A 16,493-nucleotide genomic window follows, 5' to 3' on the forward strand; every position below is an offset into this window, starting at 1 on the left:
TGACGGGTAAAGTGACAATTTTTGGAAACGCCGTACTTTGAGTGACTGATGTCACTTAAACGAACGTATAAATGACAGGGGAAGATACCAGTGCTGGTCGGATACATGCGCGTCTCAAAGGCTGACGGGTCCCAGACCACGGATCTGCAGCGTGACGCGCTCCGCGCCGCCGGCATCCCCGAGGACGCGCTCTACGAGGACAGGGCGTCCGGGAAGAAGGATGACCGTCCCGAGCTTGCCGCATGTCTCAAGGCCATGAGGCACGGGGACACCTTGGTGGTATGGAAGCTTGACCGGCTGGGCCGGGACCTGCGCCACCTGGTCAACATCGTCCACGACCTGACGGAGCGCGGTATCGGGTTGAAGGTTCTCACCGGGCAGGGCGCCGCCATCGACACCACCAACCCCTCCGGAAAGCTCGTCTTCGGGATATTCGCCGCCCTGGCCGAGTTCGAACGCGAACTCATCTCCGAGCGCACAATCGCGGGCCTGGCCTCGGCCCGCGCCCGGGGACGGAAAGGTGGGCGCCCCCATAAGATGACCCCGGCGAAGCTCCGCCTCGCGATGGCCTCAATGGGCAAGCCCGAAACCAAGATCGCCGACCTGTGCAAGGATCTGGGCATCACCCGCCAGACCCTCTACCGGCACGTGTCCCCGACTGGGGAACTGCGCCCCGACGGGGAAAAGCTAATTTCCCGGCAGACGCCGAGGTAGGTCACCGAGTTGGAACGCCGCCGCAGTATATGGGGAGGGTGGCCGGCCCCCTCAGCGGTCCGTAGAAAAGCGTGCCTGCCTTGGCGTCGGGGCCGGGCTCCAGCAGGTCTCCCGGTTGCCGTCAGGGCAATTCATCAGTGGCTGTGTTCCATGGTTGTTCCGAATGGAACCTCGGAAGATAGTGCCACGGAGTAATGGACGGGGGTGTGTCTTGTGACGAGAATTCCGTGCTGTTTTCCCTCCATCGCCCGCTCCTGCATAGCCTTGACGGCTGAGTCGATCCTGGCATCAACCTCGTCACGGCGCGTGACATGGACTTCAATTGGATCCAGGAATTTCAAATGAATCTCCTTGGTGAGTTGTTCGATATTTCTCCCGGTTCCAGTGGTCTTCGCGCCTCTGGTCAATGGTCTCTGGGAGGTTCGGTAGAGGCTGGCGGCGTACGGACGTGTTGGTCGGGCCCCTCATCGCCAGCTGAGCGAGGCGCGTTACTGGCTTAGCTGCTGGTGGCCCTCTCATCAAGGTCCTGGTACGTTTCCGTGCGGACCCGTCACTTCCCGGTTTCGGTGGCGGCGATCTGGAAGCCATCGAGGTGGCGCGATACCTTCGTCATCCGGGGTAGTTGGAAACGCCGTAGAAAGCTGAAACAACCGTCCTTCTGAGATGACAGCTACAGCCCAGACGGACAGACTGTTCTCGCGGTAAGGCGCCTTCGGTGAGGATTTGGCTGCTTTAAGGTTCCGTCGGTGCTGGCAGACTTGCATCTGTTATGTCATGGTCCGCGACATCCCACCCGGAGTGAGGGGTACTCGGCGGCGGAAGCCACCGGGTACCCCGTACTGCGGTGAAGCTCCTTGGCTCTATGCGGGTTGCCCGGCGAGGCCGGCCATTTCGTCGGCGTCCGAGCCGGGGACTTTCATTTCGAAAGTGTCTGTGATGACTGTGTAGTCGTAGTAACCCATCCGGGCAATCGGCTTCACCTTTGCGATGTCGATCCGTCCGTCCGGCGTCAGGGCGTTTTCGTCGAGATGGATGCGCTCCACGGCAGCGTACACGACGTCGATGCTTCCGACGGTGGAGTTGCCGGGGAGCCGGTGGGTGGAGAGGTACCTGCACTCGAAGTGGAAGGGGCTTTCGGCGACCATCGGGGTGTCGGAGAGATCAGCCTTCTTTTTCGTGACGTTGAGGCGGTCGAATTCGTTTTCTCCCGCCGGCAGCGCCATCGCGCTGATGTTGACCGCCTCCCGGAGGTCCCACGTGGCCATGTTCCAGACGAACCAGCCGGTTTCTTCGGCGTTGATGACGGTGTCTTTGCGCCGCCCGTCGGGGTATTGGTTGGCGGCGAACATCACCATCGGCGGGTCGAAGGTGAGGTTCTGCCACTGGCTGTAGGGGGCAATGTTCTCCACCCCGCCCTTGCTGATGCTGGAGAGCCAGCCGATGGGCCTGGGAACGGTGAGGCTCTTGAACGGGGCATAAGGCAAGGGGCTTTTTTCGAAGCTGGGGTCGTATTTCATGGAGGGCTCCTGTGGGGCGTCTGGGTCAGAGGTGAGGGTGGATCATGGCGGCAGGATCGTGCTGCTCGTCTACGGGAGGTTTGGTGGGGTGCATCTGTGTTTTGCGGACGGGAGTGAACAAGTAGTAGATGCCGCCGGAGACGACGAGACCGATCAGCCAGGCGATTTCAGCGCCGCCGAGCCATTCCGCGACAGGTCCGACATACAGGGGGCTGTTCATGAACGGGATCTGGATGAGGATCCCGGCGGCGTAGGCGGCGATAGCAATCCAGTTGACTCGGCCGTATTCGCCGTCCGGCTGGAAAAGTGCTTCGACGTTGTACTTCTCTTTTCGGACGAAGTAGAAGTCGACGAGGTTGATCGCGGACCACGGTGTCATGAAGTAGAGGAGAAACAGCAAGAAGTTGGTGAAGGCACCCAGGAAGTTGTCGCTGGCGGCCAGGGCAATGCTCAGGGCTGCCGCCGAAATCAGGACGATGTAGAGCGTCCGGGCTTTGCCGGTAATGACCTCGCGTCGGGTGATGGCAGTGACGATGGTGGCTAGGGACATGAATCCGCCGTAGGTGCTGAGGGTGTTGCCGGTGAGCTTTCCGCAAATCACCGCAAGCAGGACCAGCCACGCGAACCCGGCGCCCAGGTTGGCGAGGTAGCCCACCTGGTTGGTAGTGAAGCTGTGGCCCCCGATCGCCGCGCCGAGGGCGCCCAGGATCATGGCGAGTGAGCCTCCCAGAACGCTTCCGGCGAAAGTCCAGCCCATCGTCGCGCGCTGGGAGGTGGTCCGTGGCAGGTACCGGGAGTAATCGGCAATGTACGGCCCGAAGGTCAGCTGCCAGGACGCTGCCAGCGAGATCCCCAGGACGAACGGGCCGACAGCAAAGTCTGACTGCTGCACCAGGGCCGCGGCGTCGGGTGCGGTGAGTACGCGGATGAAGAGCACGACGAACACGGCCGCGCTCAGCGCGGTGGCAATTTTGGAGAACCGGTGGATGTAGCGGTACCCGAAGATGGCAAGGATTGTGGAGAGCAGGGCGAAGATCGCGGCTCCGGCCTGGACCGGGACGTGCAGGAGGTTACCGATCGCTTGGCCGCCCAGGACGAGGCCGGTGGCATAGAACCCCAGATAGATGATCAGGGAAAGCACGAGCGGCAGGATGGCCCCGTAGTAGCCGAACTGAGCGCGGCTCTGGATCATCTGCGGAACGCCGAGTTTCGGACCCTGGGCGGAGTGAAGGGCGGTGACGAAACCGCCAAGGATGTTGCCGATAACGACTGCAGGGATTGCCCACAGGGCTGAGTTCCCGAGGATGACAAACAGCGCCCCGGTGACCACCGCGGTAATGGAGGTGTTGGCGGCGAACCAGACAAAGAAGAGGCTTCGAGCCGCGCCGTGGCGCTCGGCGTCTGGGATGTAGTCGATGGCGCGGTGCTCAATACGCGAGGATTTCATGGCTTCCTTCGTAGAAGAGGTGCAGTGGCAGCCTAAGGCCGGACGGTCATCATTGACCGACATGCAACCGATATACCGGTAACATATGCCTTAGGATGATGATGAGTCAAGGGCCTTTCCCTCGCTCGCAGGGCAAGTCGACGCGGAGCGGGGACGCGACCAGATGCAGAGGAGTGGCCAAATGATTGGTAAAGGCAAGGCTGACGGCGCTTATGAGGAGATCGAGCGGATGATCATCTTCCAGGAGATCGCGCCAGGATCTCTGGTCTCGGAATCGATGCTCACCGCTTCGACGGGATACGGTCGGACTCCCGTGCGCGAGGCCCTGCAGCGTCTCTCCAGGGAAGGCATGGTTCAGATCCACCCCAGCAAGGGCGTTCTCGTCCCGGCCGCGTCGGTGGATACCCAGCTTCGTCTGCTGGAGCTGCGCAGGGTCCTGGAGTGCCTGGCGGTCGAACTCGCCTGCACCCGGGCATTGGCTGAGCACCGTAAGCAGATGGCTATCATGGTGGACCGCTTGAAGCAGGAAGAATTCACGTTGGGCACCTACCTGGAAACGGTGAAGGAGACCCATCTTTTGATCGTCGCCGCCGCCGCCAACGAGTACCTCGCCGACGCCCTGGCGCCGGCGCAGGCCCTTTCCCGGCGCTTCTGGATCGCCCACATGAGGGACGAGGAGCACCAGATCTCGTTGGGCTCAACGCTCCACACGAAAATACTGCGTTCTATTCTCGTCGGTGACGAGTCGGCGGCCAAGGCTGCATCCCTAGCTCTCAACGACTACTTGGCCGATTTTGCTTATGGGGTCCTGGGTCACCGCAGACCGTCCCGAAACAAGGATTCAACTGCCGCCTGATCGGCGATGCCTGTTCCATGAGGTATCGCCAGGCGTGAACATTCTCAATCACCCGGACACCGGTAACTGATTGATGGTGTCGGCTGCCGGGGGTTACGAGTTGTTCCATTCCGTTCTGGGCCGGCTGATGGCAGACAAAGCGTGCAGGGGACTTCGGACATTCCGTGCAGACAACTTCTGAAACTGACACGAGTGTATTTTCAATCCCGGCGTGTCTTGTCTCATGATCCGTGTCCGCGATCTATGTATTGGGAGCGACGTTTGCGTTACATTTGAGCGTGGCTTTGATCGGGTACGCGCGTGTATCAACCAGGGAACAGCACCCCCAGGGTCAGACAGACGCTCTCGAAGCGGCCGGCTGCAAGAAGATATTCGTTGATCATGCCTCCGGTGTCCTCGCGCGTCGGCCCGCTCTTGACCAGATGCTTGAATACGTCCGGGACGGGGACACCTTGGTCGTCACCAAGCTGGACCGGCTGGGCCGCTCAGTGCGGAACCTCAAACAGCTCGCAGACGATCTGCAGCAGCGCGGGATCGGCCTGCGTGCTCTCTCGCAGGGAATTGATACGACGACCCCCGGCGGGCGGCTGTTCTTCCATATGCTCGCCGCGATCGCGGAGTTTGAACATGATCTGATCGTCGAGCGAACCCACGACGGCCTTGCGGCGGCCCGCGCACGCGGACGCAAGGGCGGCCCGAAGTTCAAGATGACTGCGACCAAGATTTCCCAGGCACGGGCGATGTATGACTCGAAGGAGCACACCGTGCAGGAAATCGCGGACACGTTCGGGGTGTCACGGCCCACGATTTACCGCCATCTGCAGGCTCCGCCCGACGTCCCTTCAAGCCTGGCGCGGTAAGTCAAAGGAAGCGGCGGTGTTGCGGGCCCAATTCTCAGCCGAAGACCGTGTAGTCCTGCTGCGCCGTCACCTGGATGAGGGGGTCCCGCTCACGCGGTTGGCAGCCGAGGCCGGTGTCCCGGTCCGGACTCTTCGCCGGTGGAGGGCCCGGTACCGCGACGGCGGCACCGTCGCCAGCCTGCAACGCACGCCACGCTCGGACCAGGGAAAGCGTGAGGTCCCGCAGGAGCTCATCGAAGCGGTGGAAGGACTCGCCTTGCGCCGGCCCGCGCCGACCGTTGCGTTCATCCACCGCCGGATCGCCGACATTGCCTCAGCCCGGGGAATCTGCGCACCCAGTTACTCGACCGTCCGGGCGCTGGTGGCCGCGATCGATCCTGGGCTGAAGACACTCGCCCATCAAGGCGACAGCGCATACCGGGACGCCTTTGAGCTGGTCTACCGGCGAAGCGCCAGCCGCCCGAATGAACAGTGGCAGGCCGACCACACACTCCTCGACATAGAGGTGATCGACGAGAAAGGCCGCACCGCGCGGCCGTGGCTGACCGTCGTACTCGATGATTACTCCCGAGCCGCCGCCGGCTACACCGTATTCCTCGGCGCTCCCAGCGCCGAGCAGACCGCCTTGGCGCTTCATCAGGCCATCCGCGGGAAAGCTAACCGGGACTGGCCAATCATGGGTCTGCCGGAGATGCTGTATAGCGATCACGGCTCTGACTTCACCTCTACCCGGCTGAACAGGGTCTGCCTCGATACGCATATTCGGCTGATCCATTCCCAGCATGGAGTGCCGCAGGGGCGCGGGAAGATTGAGCGGTTCTACGGGACTATCACGACCGAGCTCCTGCCGCACCTTCCCGGGTACATCCCTCACAGTACCCGCGGCCGACCAATCAGTGCAGCGGAGCTGAAACTGGAGCAACTCGACGGGATCTTGGAGACATTCATCGTGTCCGAATACAACCAGCGCCCGCACTCTTCCACCGGCGAGTCACCGGTGCAGCGCTGGGGCGCCTCAGGATTCATCCCCAGAATGCCGGCCCACCCTGAAGACCTCGACCTGCTGCTGTTGACCGTGGCGACGGCACGGAAGGTGCAGCGCGACGGGATCCAGTTCGCTTCCACCCGCTACGTCTCTCCGGTCCTGGCGGCATACGTCGGCGAACAGGTTACCGTCCGCTACGACCCACGCGACGTCGGTGAAATCCGGGTCTACTTCAACGATGAGTTCCTCTGCCGCGCCGTTGCCCCCGAGCTGGCGGCCGAAGCAATCACCCTCGAGCAGCTGCGCGGCGCCAGGGCCCACAGAAGGCGCGAGCTCAAGCAACAACTGCGCGACCGGCGCAGTCTTGCCGATGCCCTGCCAAACGACACCCGCTACGCCCCGCCGGCCACACTGGAGGCTCCTCTTACGCCCCCAGACAGAACCGCTGCTCCCGAGCTTCCCAACCGACTCAGGCTGCGTGTTTATGAAACCGACTAACCGTGGCAGACGAAGTGTTCTCAGCGGAAAGGACGACGGCCGAAGGTTCCTCTCGGGCAGCTTCGACGAGGTCAACGACGGCGCTCCGCCGTTGCCCCCGGATCAGCCCTCCTTCCTCGCCACCAGGGAACACCGCCGATTCACCGAATTTGCTGACACCGTTCGCCAACACCGCTACGTCGGCCTGTGCTGGGGTCCACCGGGGGTGGGAAAGACACTCTCGGCGCGCCACTACGCAGCAGTGGACGAATGGGACACGTGGCAGGCCGCCATCGACCAGGAGGTCGGGCCCGTCCCCGAGAGGATCCTCGACGCACGGACCGCATTTTTCACACCCACTGTGGCCGCGACAGTCCGGCAGATCGACCAAGGCCTGCCGCGTGCATGCCAGGAGATTTCCTTTGCACTCGACTACGCGGAGCATGGCGTCGTTGACCCCTTCATACACACCGAGTCCCGCTCCAGCGGCCGGACCGAGCTGCTGATCATCGATGAGGCCGACCGGCTGAAGGCAACCGGCCTCGAACAGGTGCGGGACTACTACGACCGGCACACTATGGGCCTGATCCTCATCGGCATGCCCCGCATCGAGAAGCGCCTGGCCCGTTACCCCCAGCTCTACAGCCGGATTGGATTCGCCCACGAATATCGGCCCCTCAGCCCGGACGAACTCACTGCCGTTCTCGCCAAACGTCTCCCCGTCGTGGCCGAAAGCACCGACGAAGGACTCGCCCACGCCACGGCCGTCGCGACCATCATCCGGATCACCGGCGGAAACTTCCGCCTGGTCGACAGACTTCTCACCCAGATCAAACGCATACAAACGCTCAACAACCTTGACGTACTCTCGCCTGAGGTCGTCGATGCCGCGAGGGAAACCCTTATCATCGGCCACTAAGCGCTACGAATTAAGTGCCAAATAGCCATGCGATTCACAGTCCATGCGGTACCGTACCGCCCCTGCATTAGACTTGAGCCAACCGCTGACGGCCCCACGGCGGGCGTTGCTCAGGGCGTTTTGGCAAATACCGAGGGGACCCACGTGCAGATTGATTTCGCTTCATCCAGGCAGTCGACCCTGGGGGTGGAATGGGAGCTCGCGCTCGTCAACGCACGCACCGGCGAACTGGTCTCTGTCGCAAACGAGGTGCTGCGCGGCGTGGCGTCGCGGCACCCGGACCTCAACGAAGACGACGAGCATCCGCACATCAAACGTGAGCTGCTCCTGAACACCGTCGAACTTGTCACGGGCGTGTGCAACACCGTCAAGGAAGCCAAGGAGGACCTGGCCCGCTCGCTGCAGGCTGTCAGGGAAGTCACCGACCCCATGGGCGTGGAACTTTTCTGCGCTGGCAGCCATCCCTTCAGCCCGCCGCAGCTTCAGCCCGTCTCGGACAAAGAGCGCTATGCCAAGCTGATTGACCGGACCCAATGGTGGGGACGGCAAATGGTCATCTACGGAGTCCACGTCCATGTCGGCCTCGACCGGAGGGACAAGGCGCTCCCCATCCTCGACGGGTTGGTCAACTACTTCCCCCATTTCCAGGCATTGTCCGCTTCAAGCCCGTTCTGGGGTGGCGAAGACACCGGCTATGCGTCACAGCGCGCCCTGATGTTCCAGCAACTGCCCACGGCCGGATTGCCATTCCAGTTCCCCAGCTGGGCCGAATACGAGTCCTATGTCCAGGACATGTTCACTACCGGAGTGATCGACACCCTGTCTGAAATCCGCTGGGACATCCGGCCCGTGCCGAACCTGGGCACTATCGAGATGCGCATTTGCGATGGCCTCGCCACGCTCGAGGAAGTCGGCGCCGTTGCGGCCCTGACCCAATGCCTGGTGGACGAGTTCTCCACGATCCTGGACAACGGCGGCAGCATTCCGACCATGCCGCCGTGGCATATCCAGGAAAACAAGTGGCGTGCGGCCCGTTACGGTATGGAGGCGATCATCATCCTCGACGCCGAAGGCAACGAGCAGCTCGTCACTGAGCACCTGAAGGAAACGCTGCTGCGCCTGGCGCCCATCGCCGAGAAGCTGGGTTGCTCGGCCGAGCTGGCCGACGTCGAGAAGATCATCGCCCGCGGAGCCGGCTACCAGCGCCAGCGCCGGGTCGCTGCCCAGCATGACGGCGATCTTCACGCGGTTGTCCAGGATCTCGTGGAGCAAATGCGGTCCGTTCCGACCGCCTAGCGCTGCTGTCCGGCCACCGGCAGGGTCCCGCGCCTACACCGAAACCGTGGTCACCGGCAGGGAGGAATCCGGAGCGAAGGCAACGCCGCTGGGACCGATTCCGGCCATGATGAGCTGCGAGCCCAGGGCAGCGACCATGGCTCCGTTGTCGGTACACAGTGACAGCGGCGGCACATGCAGGGTGATCCCCGCCGCGCCGCAGCGTTGCCCTGTCAGTTCACGGAGCCGGGAGTTGGCAGCGACGCCACCACCCAGCAGGAGATCCGTGATGCGGTTCTCCTTGCAGGCCAGCACAGCCTTGGACGTGATGACGTCCACCACCGCCTCCTGGAACGCGGCGGCGATATCGGCAACGGGAACGTCCTCGCCCCGGGCTTCGAATTGTTCGACACAGCGCGCGACGGCGGTCTTGAGCCCGCTGAAGGACCAATCGTAGCGGTGGGGTCCTGGTTCCTCCGCGGTCCCCATGTACTTCGGTTGCGTCAGGCCGCGCGGGAAACGGATGGCCTTGGCGTTGCCGTGCTTGGCGAGTTTGTCGATGGCCGGTCCGCCCGGGTAGCCAAGGCCCAGGAGCCTGGCGACTTTGTCGTACGCCTCGCCTGCGGCGTCGTCGATGGTGGAGCCAAGCATCTCGACGTCGTCGGTGATGCTGCGGATGCGCAGGATTTCGGTGTGTCCGCCCGAAACGAGCAGCGCTCCGAGATTTTCCGGCAGCCGAGCGCCTGAACCGAGTCCCCCCGTGCCGCCACCGGCGCCGTCAAGGAGCCCGACGCCGACGTGCGCCACCAAGTGGTTGATCGCGTAGAGCGGCTTGCCCGTGGCAACAGAGAGCGCCTTGGCCGCGCAGACGCCCACCATGAGCGCGCCCGCCAAGCCGGGTCCGGAGGTCACGGCGATGGCGTCGATATCGTCCAGCGCCACCCCCGCTTCGTGCAGGGCCTCCTGCAGCGTGGGAACAAAAGCGTCCAGGTGCGCGCGCGAAGCGATCTCCGGAATGACGCCGCCGAAACGGACGTGCTCATCCATCGAGGAAGACACCGTGTTGGTCAGTAGCGTGGTTCCGCGGACGATCCCGACGCCGGTTTCGTCGCAGGAGGATTCGATCCCCAGCACGAGCGGCTGGACGGTGCCGGGCTGGTTCACGTGGCCGGGGTGGTTCATGCCGGTATTCCTTCAGTCAATGTCAACCTCATGATGAGGGCGTCCGTGCCGTCGCGGTAGTACCGCCTGCGCACGTGGATCTGCTCGAAGCCGAACCGCACGTACAGTGCCTGCGCTCGTGGATTGTCCGCGCGGACCTCCAGGAGCACTTCCACCGCGCCCCGCCGTCGGGCCTCTTCGATCAGTTCCGTGAGGATGGCGGAGCCAATTCCCCTGCCTTCGAATTCGGGCACGACGGCGATTGTCTGGACGTCCGCGATCGGCTCGATGCACATGAGCCCGGCGTAGGCCACGATCTTTCCGTCGGCTTCGGCCACGACGTAACGGCGGGTATCTATCTGGGCAAGTTCGTCGACGAACATCTGCATCGGCCACGCGTCCACCGGGAAGAGCCGGCGCTCGAGGACCTCGACCGCGGTGACGTCGTCAGGGGTCATGTTACGCAAGGTCACGCCGTCGAGCTTGAATTGGTACGAGGGGTTCACAAGGCACGCTTCCTGGGGCCGGGCACTTGCGCGTCGGATTCCCGCAAATACAAGGGTGTGGAGTCCGGCAACTTTTCGCCCGCAGTGAGCAAGGCCATGGCGAACTGGCCCAACGAGGCTGCGTCGGGCTGGGTGGTGCTGAATTCCTCGTTCGCGTTGACGACATCCGCGTAGATGCCGCCGCCGGCGCCGAAGACCGGTAGATCGGGCAACTCCGAGGCGAACCCGACGTGTGGACCGTCCACGAGTTGCGGAAGTTGGCTTTCCGTGAGCGTGTAGCGCGCCCAGTAGACCTCCTTGCGACGGGCGTCCGTGGCCACCAGGAACTCTGCCTGCGCCTCTGTTGACTCTGCCACTTCCAAAGCGATCGCATCCAGGCTCATGAGCCCGAAAAGAGGCTTGTTCCACGCAAACGCCAAAGTGCGGGCGGTCGCAATCCCCGAGCGAAGCCCCGTGAACGGCCCGGGGCCGACGCCGGTGACGATGAGGTCGAGGTCTGCACCGCTTACGCCTGCGTCGCCCAGGAGTTTCTCGATGCCTGGCGCCAGGACTTCAGCGTGGCTGCGGGTGTCCTCCGTGGCGAAGGATTCCACCACGCCCTCCATGGCATCGTCCGAGATGAGTGCCGCACTCGCCACGGCCGACGTATCAATGGCCAAGATCAGCATCAGGCGTTCTCCTCCAGTATGTCGGGCACGGCGCTCCAACGAGGGCCAAAGCCGCGGAAAACGATGGTGCGGGGTTCGTCGTCGTCTTCGGGGTCGAAGTCCAGTACGGCGTCGTGGCCCGCCTCCGGGCGGGTTACCGCCGCCTCCGCTCCCCCCACCGTCCGGTGCATCTCGATGTCCAGGCGGCTATCCGAAAGGTGTTCCACGCGCTCCCGCCCCCATTCGACAACCGTCACGGAGCTGTCCATGGTGTTTTCGAGGTCGATGTCGTCGATTTCCGCGGCGGACCCCAGCCGGTAGGCATCGACGTGGACCAGGTCGGGACCGCCGGGGCGCGGCCCGTCCGGCAGGTTCGGGTGGATGCGCACCAGGACGAACGTAGGTGAAATGATGCCTGCCCGGACACCCAGTCCTTCGCCGAGTCCCTGCGTGAAAGTGGTCTTGCCGGCACCGAGTTCGCCTGTCAGGACGAGCAGGTCACCGGGCTCAAGGACCCCGGCGAGCGCCGAACCCAAAGCATGCGTCTGCTCCGCCGTCGCGACCTTGACCGTCCGTTCCCACAAGGCCTCAGTCAACGGGGCCTTACTAATCGACGGCCCGCTCACCGGGCATCCGTCCCCGGGATCTCATTGATGTAGATGCGAGGCACGCGCGGGCTGATGCGCGTGACAATCTCATAGTTATTGGTTCCCGCCGCGGCGGCCCAGTCGTCCGCCGTCGGGCCGTCGCCGGCGCCGTCACCGAACATGACGGCTTCGGCACCCAGCCAGCCGGCTTCGTCTGTTACCGGCTTCCCCAGGTCGATGACCATCTGGTCCATCGCGATGCGGCCGACCACGGGGTAGTTGACTCCGTTGACCCGCACCGGTCCGCCGGTGGCGATGCGCGGCACGCCGTCCGCGTAGCCGAGGGGGATCAGGCCCAAGGAACTCTCGCTGGACGTCCGGTAGTTGAGGCCATAGGACACCCCCTGGCCTTCGAGCACCCGCTTGCAGTTGGAAACGAGGGTACGCACCGTCATGGCGGGGCGCAGGCCGAGTTCCGCCGAGCTTTGTCCTTCGAAAGGTGACAGCCCATAGAGCCCGAGCCCGACGCGGACAAGGTCGAAGTGGGCATCCGGGCGCGACAGCGTACCGGGCGTGTTGGCCAGGTGCCGGACTTCGGTGTCCACTCCGGCGTCCTCCGCCACGGCAATCGCTTCCCGGAAGGCTGCCAACTGTTCATCGGTCTCGGGACGGTGGGGCTCATCGGCCACAGCCAAGTGCGAGAAGATGCCCACCACGCGCAGCAGGCCCTCGTCCTGGTACTCCATGGCCTGGCCCACCACCCGGTCCCACTGGGCGATCGTGGAGCCGTTGCGCCCCAGGCCGGTGTCAACCTTGAGGTGGATGCGGGCCGGGCGTTCCTGCTCGCGTGCCGCGGCGACCACCGCGTCCAGCTCCCAGCCGGAAATCCCGACGTCGACGCCGGCGGCAACCGCCGCTTGGAAGTTGCTTTGGCTGGTGTGCAGCCAGGCCAGCATGGGGGCGTCTATTCCAGCAGCACGCAGCGCCAAAGCCTCCGAAATGTGGGCAACACCGAGCCAGCGGGCGCCGGCTTCGAGGGCTGCCCGCGCCACCTGCACCGCGCCGTGTCCGTAGGCGTCGGCCTTGACCACGGCCATGACGCTTGCGGGCGAGGCAATGGCCACGAACTGGCGTACGTTGTGCCGGATGGCGTCCAGGTCAATGACGGCTGAGCGTTCGAGGACCGTTGCCGAACCCGATCTCTTCAAGGGCTCGAAACTGGCAGCTGCTTCGTAAGTCACCCTCACGATTCTAGTGCCGCGACGACATGCGGGTTGACTGGAGCAGGCGGGTTGACTGGGGTGGGCGCCGCTCAAGCATCCGAGTTGTGGGCGATCGTGGCCGTCGCACGACGTTGGGCCCCGGGCGGGACATCCCCCACAATGTCCTCGAGGAAGGCGAACCGTTTGAGCCACTGGCTGGACTGCCGCTCCCGCCGGGCGTTGGCGCGCTGCCACCAATCGGCGATGTCTCCCCAACCAGGTGCAGCCAGCGAGCCGCCCACTTCCTGTACCGCCAGCGAGGCACAAAGATTGGCAAAACGGAGCCGGTCCCCCAAAGGCCATCCGGCGAGGCAGCCCACAACAAACGCCGCACCGAAGCAGTCGCCCGCACCGGTGGGGTCGTACGCCGTCACAGGAAGGGACGGCACCCATTCCTCCTCACCGGTTTCGGAATCCACGGCCATGGCTCCCTGCGCTCCCAGCGTCACTACAGCCACCGGAACCCGGTCGGCGAGGGTGTAGAGGGCAGACCAGGGGTTGTCCTTGCCGGTGAAGGCCATCGCTTCCCGTTGGTTCGGCATGAAGGCGTGGAAATTGCCGAGCTGGTCGAGCCGCCTCGAAGACCATTCTCCCGTCGGATCCCATCCGGCGTCGCCGAAGAGTTTGACGCCAGCTCTCCTTGCCGCCAGCATCCAGGGCTCTGGCTCCTCGCCGAGGTCCGCGACGGCCGCGAGCGCCTTGGGCGGCTCGCCAATCAGTTCCGAAGCGCTCATGGGCGAGGGATGTCCGTGGGTGACCATGGAACGATCCTGATCGACGCACAAGGAGACAGTGACCGGGGAATGCCAGCCTTCGAACCGCCTGGACAGGGAGAGGTCCACGTGCTCCTGGCTTTCCAGGATCCGCCAGTTGAAGTCCCCGTATCCGTCATCCCCGAAGGCCGCAGCGAGGCTGGTCCGCAGTCCAAGCCGCGCAGCCGCGATCGCTTGGTTGGCCACGCCACCAGGGCAGGTCCCCATACCTTGGCTCCACACTTCGGTCCCCGGTTCAGGGCTGCGGTCCAGTCCGGTAAAGATAATGTCCTGGAACACGGTGCCAGTCAGCAGGAGGTCGCAACCTGGGTTGGCCCCCTCCCCCGGCGCATCGTCACGGATCGCGGCGAGGGGATCGAATCGGGCCCTGGGCGTTGCGTCCATGCACGGCAGACTACGCCGCGGCCACGATTGTGCATAGCTTTAGCCCGGCGCGGACCGGACGAATCGCGGACCGGGCTAAAGCTCCTGGTACATGACGTGCAGCCCAACGTAGCCAAGGGTTGGATGCTGGAAGGCCCCGGGGATCGTCGCCAGGATACGGAAGCCCATGGACTGCCACAGGCCCACAGCACGGACGTTGCTCTCGACGACGGCGTTGAACTGCATGGCCTTGAACCCGGCATCCCGGGCGGCAACCAAGGAATAGGCACACAGTGCTCGAGCGATTCCCTGCCCGCCCTGGTCGGCACGGACCATGTGGCCGGCGTTGGCCACGTGGCTTCCGCCTCCGCCCTGGTTGGCGTGCAGTTCACCGGTACCCAGCACGTCGCCGTCGCGCACTGCCACAAAGGTCAGGCCGGGCGCTTCCTTCAACCATTTGCTCCTTGCAGCTTCTTCGCTAGTGTCGCGGTCCCAGGTGAAGGTCTCCCCCGCCCGGATCACGGGTTCCAGGACGGCCCAGATCCCGGGCCAGTCGCTTGCCTCGGCGGGCCGGATCTCGTAGCTAACGGCCGCCGGCGTTCCTGCTTCGCTGTTTGAGTGGCTCACGTTCGTTACGGTATCAGCCCGCCATCCACGGCCGGCCCTGCAGGCTGGCTGCAATGCCGTGGAGGTCAGGAGTAGTGTTTTCGCTGGGACGCAGAGGATCTATCACTTTGCGGAACTTGTTGAATTGCGTTCGATACAGGAGGTAGCGGTGTCGTTGATCCGTCGCGTGGCCTTCCTGTCACTCCACACTTCTCCTATGGAGCAGCCGGGTTCGGGCGATGCGGGCGGCATGAATGTGTACGTCCGGGCGTTGGCCATGGCTTTGGCGGATGTTGGCGTTGAGGTGGAGATCTTCACGCGTTCGACGTCCGCCGGGCAGCCCGCCGTCGAACACCCCGGTCCCGGCGTCTGCGTCCACAACGTGCTGGCAGGCCCGCCCCGGAAGCTGCCCAAGGAGGAACTTCCCGATCTCCTCCACACGATGGTTGCCGAGATCGAGAGGATCCGGCAGCGGCAACCGCACGGACGTTACGACGCGATCCATTCGCACTACTGGGTATCCGGCGTGGCCGGCCTTGAGCTGTCCGCATTGTGGAACGTGCCGCTGATCCACACGATGCACACGATGGCGAAGGTCAAGAACCTGGTGCTCGAATCCGGCGAGCGGCCCGAACCGCGCCTGCGTGAAGACGGCGAACAGAGGATAGTGGATGGAGCCACCCGGCTCGTGGCCAACACTCCCGCGGAAGCCCAGGAACTCGTCTCGCACTACAACGCCGACTTCGACCACATCGACATCGCTCCCCCCGGAGTCGACCTCACCGTGTTCACGCCCGCATTCCGGGCCCGTTCCCGCGCCGAGCTTGGCGTGCGGCCCGGCAGTTTCCACCTGCTCTTCGCCGGACGCATCCAGCGGCTCAAGGGACCGCAGGTCTTCGTCGAGGCTGCGGGAATCCTCCGCAAGAGGCGGCCCGACATCGACCTCGAACTGACCATCCTCGGTGCCTTGAGCGGCGCCAAGGACTTCAATCTGCAGTCCTTCATCACTGCCGCGGGGCTGGACGACGTCGTCACCCACCGCGCGCCGGTCAAGGCGCCGAAGCTGGCGGGCTGGTTCCGTTCAGCCGACGTCGTGGTGATGCCATCCTTCAGCGAATCGTTCGGGCTTGTTGCCCTCGAGGCGCAGGCCTCCGGCACCCCGGTGGTGGCCACCAACGTGGGCGGCCTGTCCCGCGCCGTTGCCGACGGTCGCACGGGCATTTTGGTTGACGGCCACGATCCCTCGCGCTGGGCCGACGTCATCGAAGCCTTGTACGACGATCCCCGTACCCGCGAAGACATGGGCCGCGCCGCTGCCGTCCATGCGGAGGCCTTCGGCTGGCACAGGACGGCAGCCATCACGCTCGAGAGCTACCACTCCGCCATCGGCGCCGTCCTTGTCCGCCCAAGCTAAACGCCCGCTCACCTATCGCCGCAATCCCCCAAACCCTCGCTCACCTATCGCCGCAATCCCCCAAACCCTCGCTCACCTATCGGGGCACGACTGATAGATTGTCGCGGACAGTGTTCCCGAGGAG

Annotated in this window: 16 protein-coding genes; 7 read left to right on the forward strand and 9 right to left on the reverse strand. The window is 64.1% G+C overall.

Features of this window, described 5'->3' with window-relative positions:
* Window positions 1–90: 90 nt before the first annotated feature.
* A complete protein-coding gene (locus OIT41_RS15035) occupies window positions 91–714 on the forward strand; it encodes a recombinase family protein (protein ID WP_264636713.1) in 624 nt (207 codons plus the stop codon).
* 860 nt (window positions 715–1,574) lie between these two features.
* Here OIT41_RS15035 and OIT41_RS15040 read toward each other — a convergent pair.
* A complete protein-coding gene (locus OIT41_RS15040; RefSeq protein ID WP_264636714.1) occupies window positions 1,575–2,231 on the reverse strand; it encodes a flavin reductase family protein in 657 nt (218 codons plus the stop codon).
* 25 nt (window positions 2,232–2,256) lie between these two features.
* Window positions 2,257–3,678 (reverse strand): purine-cytosine permease family protein, encoded by a 1,422-nt coding sequence (locus OIT41_RS15045; RefSeq protein ID WP_264636715.1) that lies wholly within the window; start codon window positions 3,676–3,678, stop codon window positions 2,257–2,259.
* A gap of 181 nt (window positions 3,679–3,859) precedes the next feature.
* Here OIT41_RS15045 and OIT41_RS15050 point away from each other — a divergent pair, with 181 nt between their 5' ends.
* The 5 genes from OIT41_RS15050 to OIT41_RS15070 all read left to right on the forward strand — a co-directional run bounded on the left by OIT41_RS15050 (window position 3,860) and on the right by OIT41_RS15070 (window position 9,071).
* Complete coding sequence (locus tag OIT41_RS15050; RefSeq protein WP_264636716.1) at window positions 3,860–4,534, forward strand: GntR family transcriptional regulator; 675 nt, start codon at window positions 3,860–3,862, stop codon at window positions 4,532–4,534.
* A 278-nt stretch (window positions 4,535–4,812) separates the two neighbouring features.
* Complete coding sequence (locus tag OIT41_RS15055) at window positions 4,813–5,394, forward strand: recombinase family protein (protein WP_264636717.1); 582 nt, start codon at window positions 4,813–4,815, stop codon at window positions 5,392–5,394.
* A 16-nt stretch (window positions 5,395–5,410) separates the two neighbouring features.
* Window positions 5,411–6,877, forward strand: coding sequence for a Mu transposase C-terminal domain-containing protein (locus OIT41_RS15060; RefSeq protein ID WP_264636718.1), 1,467 nt, complete (start codon window positions 5,411–5,413; stop codon window positions 6,875–6,877).
* Window positions 6,864–7,775 carry an AAA family ATPase gene (locus OIT41_RS15065; RefSeq protein WP_264636719.1) on the forward strand — a complete coding sequence of 304 codons (912 nt, stop codon included), beginning with the start codon at window positions 6,864–6,866 and terminating at the stop codon, window positions 7,773–7,775. Before OIT41_RS15060 ends, OIT41_RS15065 begins: the two co-directional genes overlap by 14 nt.
* Window positions 7,776–7,919: 144 nt before the next feature.
* Window positions 7,920–9,071 (forward strand): glutamate--cysteine ligase, encoded by a 1,152-nt coding sequence (locus tag OIT41_RS15070; protein ID WP_264636720.1) that lies wholly within the window; start codon window positions 7,920–7,922, stop codon window positions 9,069–9,071.
* A gap of 33 nt (window positions 9,072–9,104) precedes the next feature.
* Here the strand turns inward: OIT41_RS15070 and tsaD are convergent, their stop codons facing one another.
* From tsaD to OIT41_RS15105, 7 genes are all read right to left on the reverse strand, one after another.
* Complete coding sequence (gene tsaD, locus OIT41_RS15075) at window positions 9,105–10,232, reverse strand: tRNA (adenosine(37)-N6)-threonylcarbamoyltransferase complex transferase subunit TsaD (RefSeq protein ID WP_264636721.1); 1,128 nt, start codon at window positions 10,230–10,232, stop codon at window positions 9,105–9,107.
* Window positions 10,229–10,669, reverse strand: a complete 441-nt coding sequence (gene rimI, locus OIT41_RS15080; protein WP_413542333.1) for a ribosomal protein S18-alanine N-acetyltransferase — start codon at window positions 10,667–10,669, stop codon at window positions 10,229–10,231. Before rimI ends, tsaD begins: the two co-directional genes overlap by 4 nt.
* Before the next feature lie 44 nt (window positions 10,670–10,713).
* Complete coding sequence (gene tsaB / locus OIT41_RS15085; protein ID WP_264636723.1) at window positions 10,714–11,385, reverse strand: tRNA (adenosine(37)-N6)-threonylcarbamoyltransferase complex dimerization subunit type 1 TsaB; 672 nt, start codon at window positions 11,383–11,385, stop codon at window positions 10,714–10,716.
* Window positions 11,385–11,960 carry a tRNA (adenosine(37)-N6)-threonylcarbamoyltransferase complex ATPase subunit type 1 TsaE gene (gene tsaE, locus OIT41_RS15090; protein ID WP_264636724.1) on the reverse strand — a complete coding sequence of 192 codons (576 nt, stop codon included), beginning with the start codon at window positions 11,958–11,960 and terminating at the stop codon, window positions 11,385–11,387. Before tsaE ends, tsaB begins: the two co-directional genes overlap by 1 nt.
* 26 nt (window positions 11,961–11,986) lie before the next feature.
* On the reverse strand, window positions 11,987–13,192 hold the full coding sequence (gene alr / locus OIT41_RS15095) for an alanine racemase (protein ID WP_413542287.1): 1,206 nt from the start codon (window positions 13,190–13,192) through the stop codon (window positions 11,987–11,989).
* A gap of 71 nt (window positions 13,193–13,263) precedes the next feature.
* Window positions 13,264–14,370, reverse strand: coding sequence for a carbohydrate kinase family protein (locus tag OIT41_RS15100; protein ID WP_078108133.1), 1,107 nt, complete (start codon window positions 14,368–14,370; stop codon window positions 13,264–13,266).
* A gap of 75 nt (window positions 14,371–14,445) precedes the next feature.
* Entirely contained in the window at window positions 14,446–14,976 is a 531-nt protein-coding gene (locus OIT41_RS15105; protein WP_413542288.1) for an N-acetyltransferase family protein, read from the reverse strand.
* A gap of 148 nt (window positions 14,977–15,124) precedes the next feature.
* On the opposite strand from OIT41_RS15105, the gene mshA reads away from it, so the two are divergent.
* Window positions 15,125–16,369, forward strand: a complete 1,245-nt coding sequence (gene mshA, locus OIT41_RS15110) for a D-inositol-3-phosphate glycosyltransferase (protein ID WP_264636725.1) — start codon at window positions 15,125–15,127, stop codon at window positions 16,367–16,369.
* Window positions 16,370–16,493: the final 124 nt, after the last annotated feature.

This window comes from Arthrobacter sp. YA7-1, assembly GCF_025960325.1.
Taxonomy (GTDB): domain Bacteria; phylum Actinomycetota; class Actinomycetes; order Actinomycetales; family Micrococcaceae; genus Arthrobacter; species Arthrobacter bambusae_A.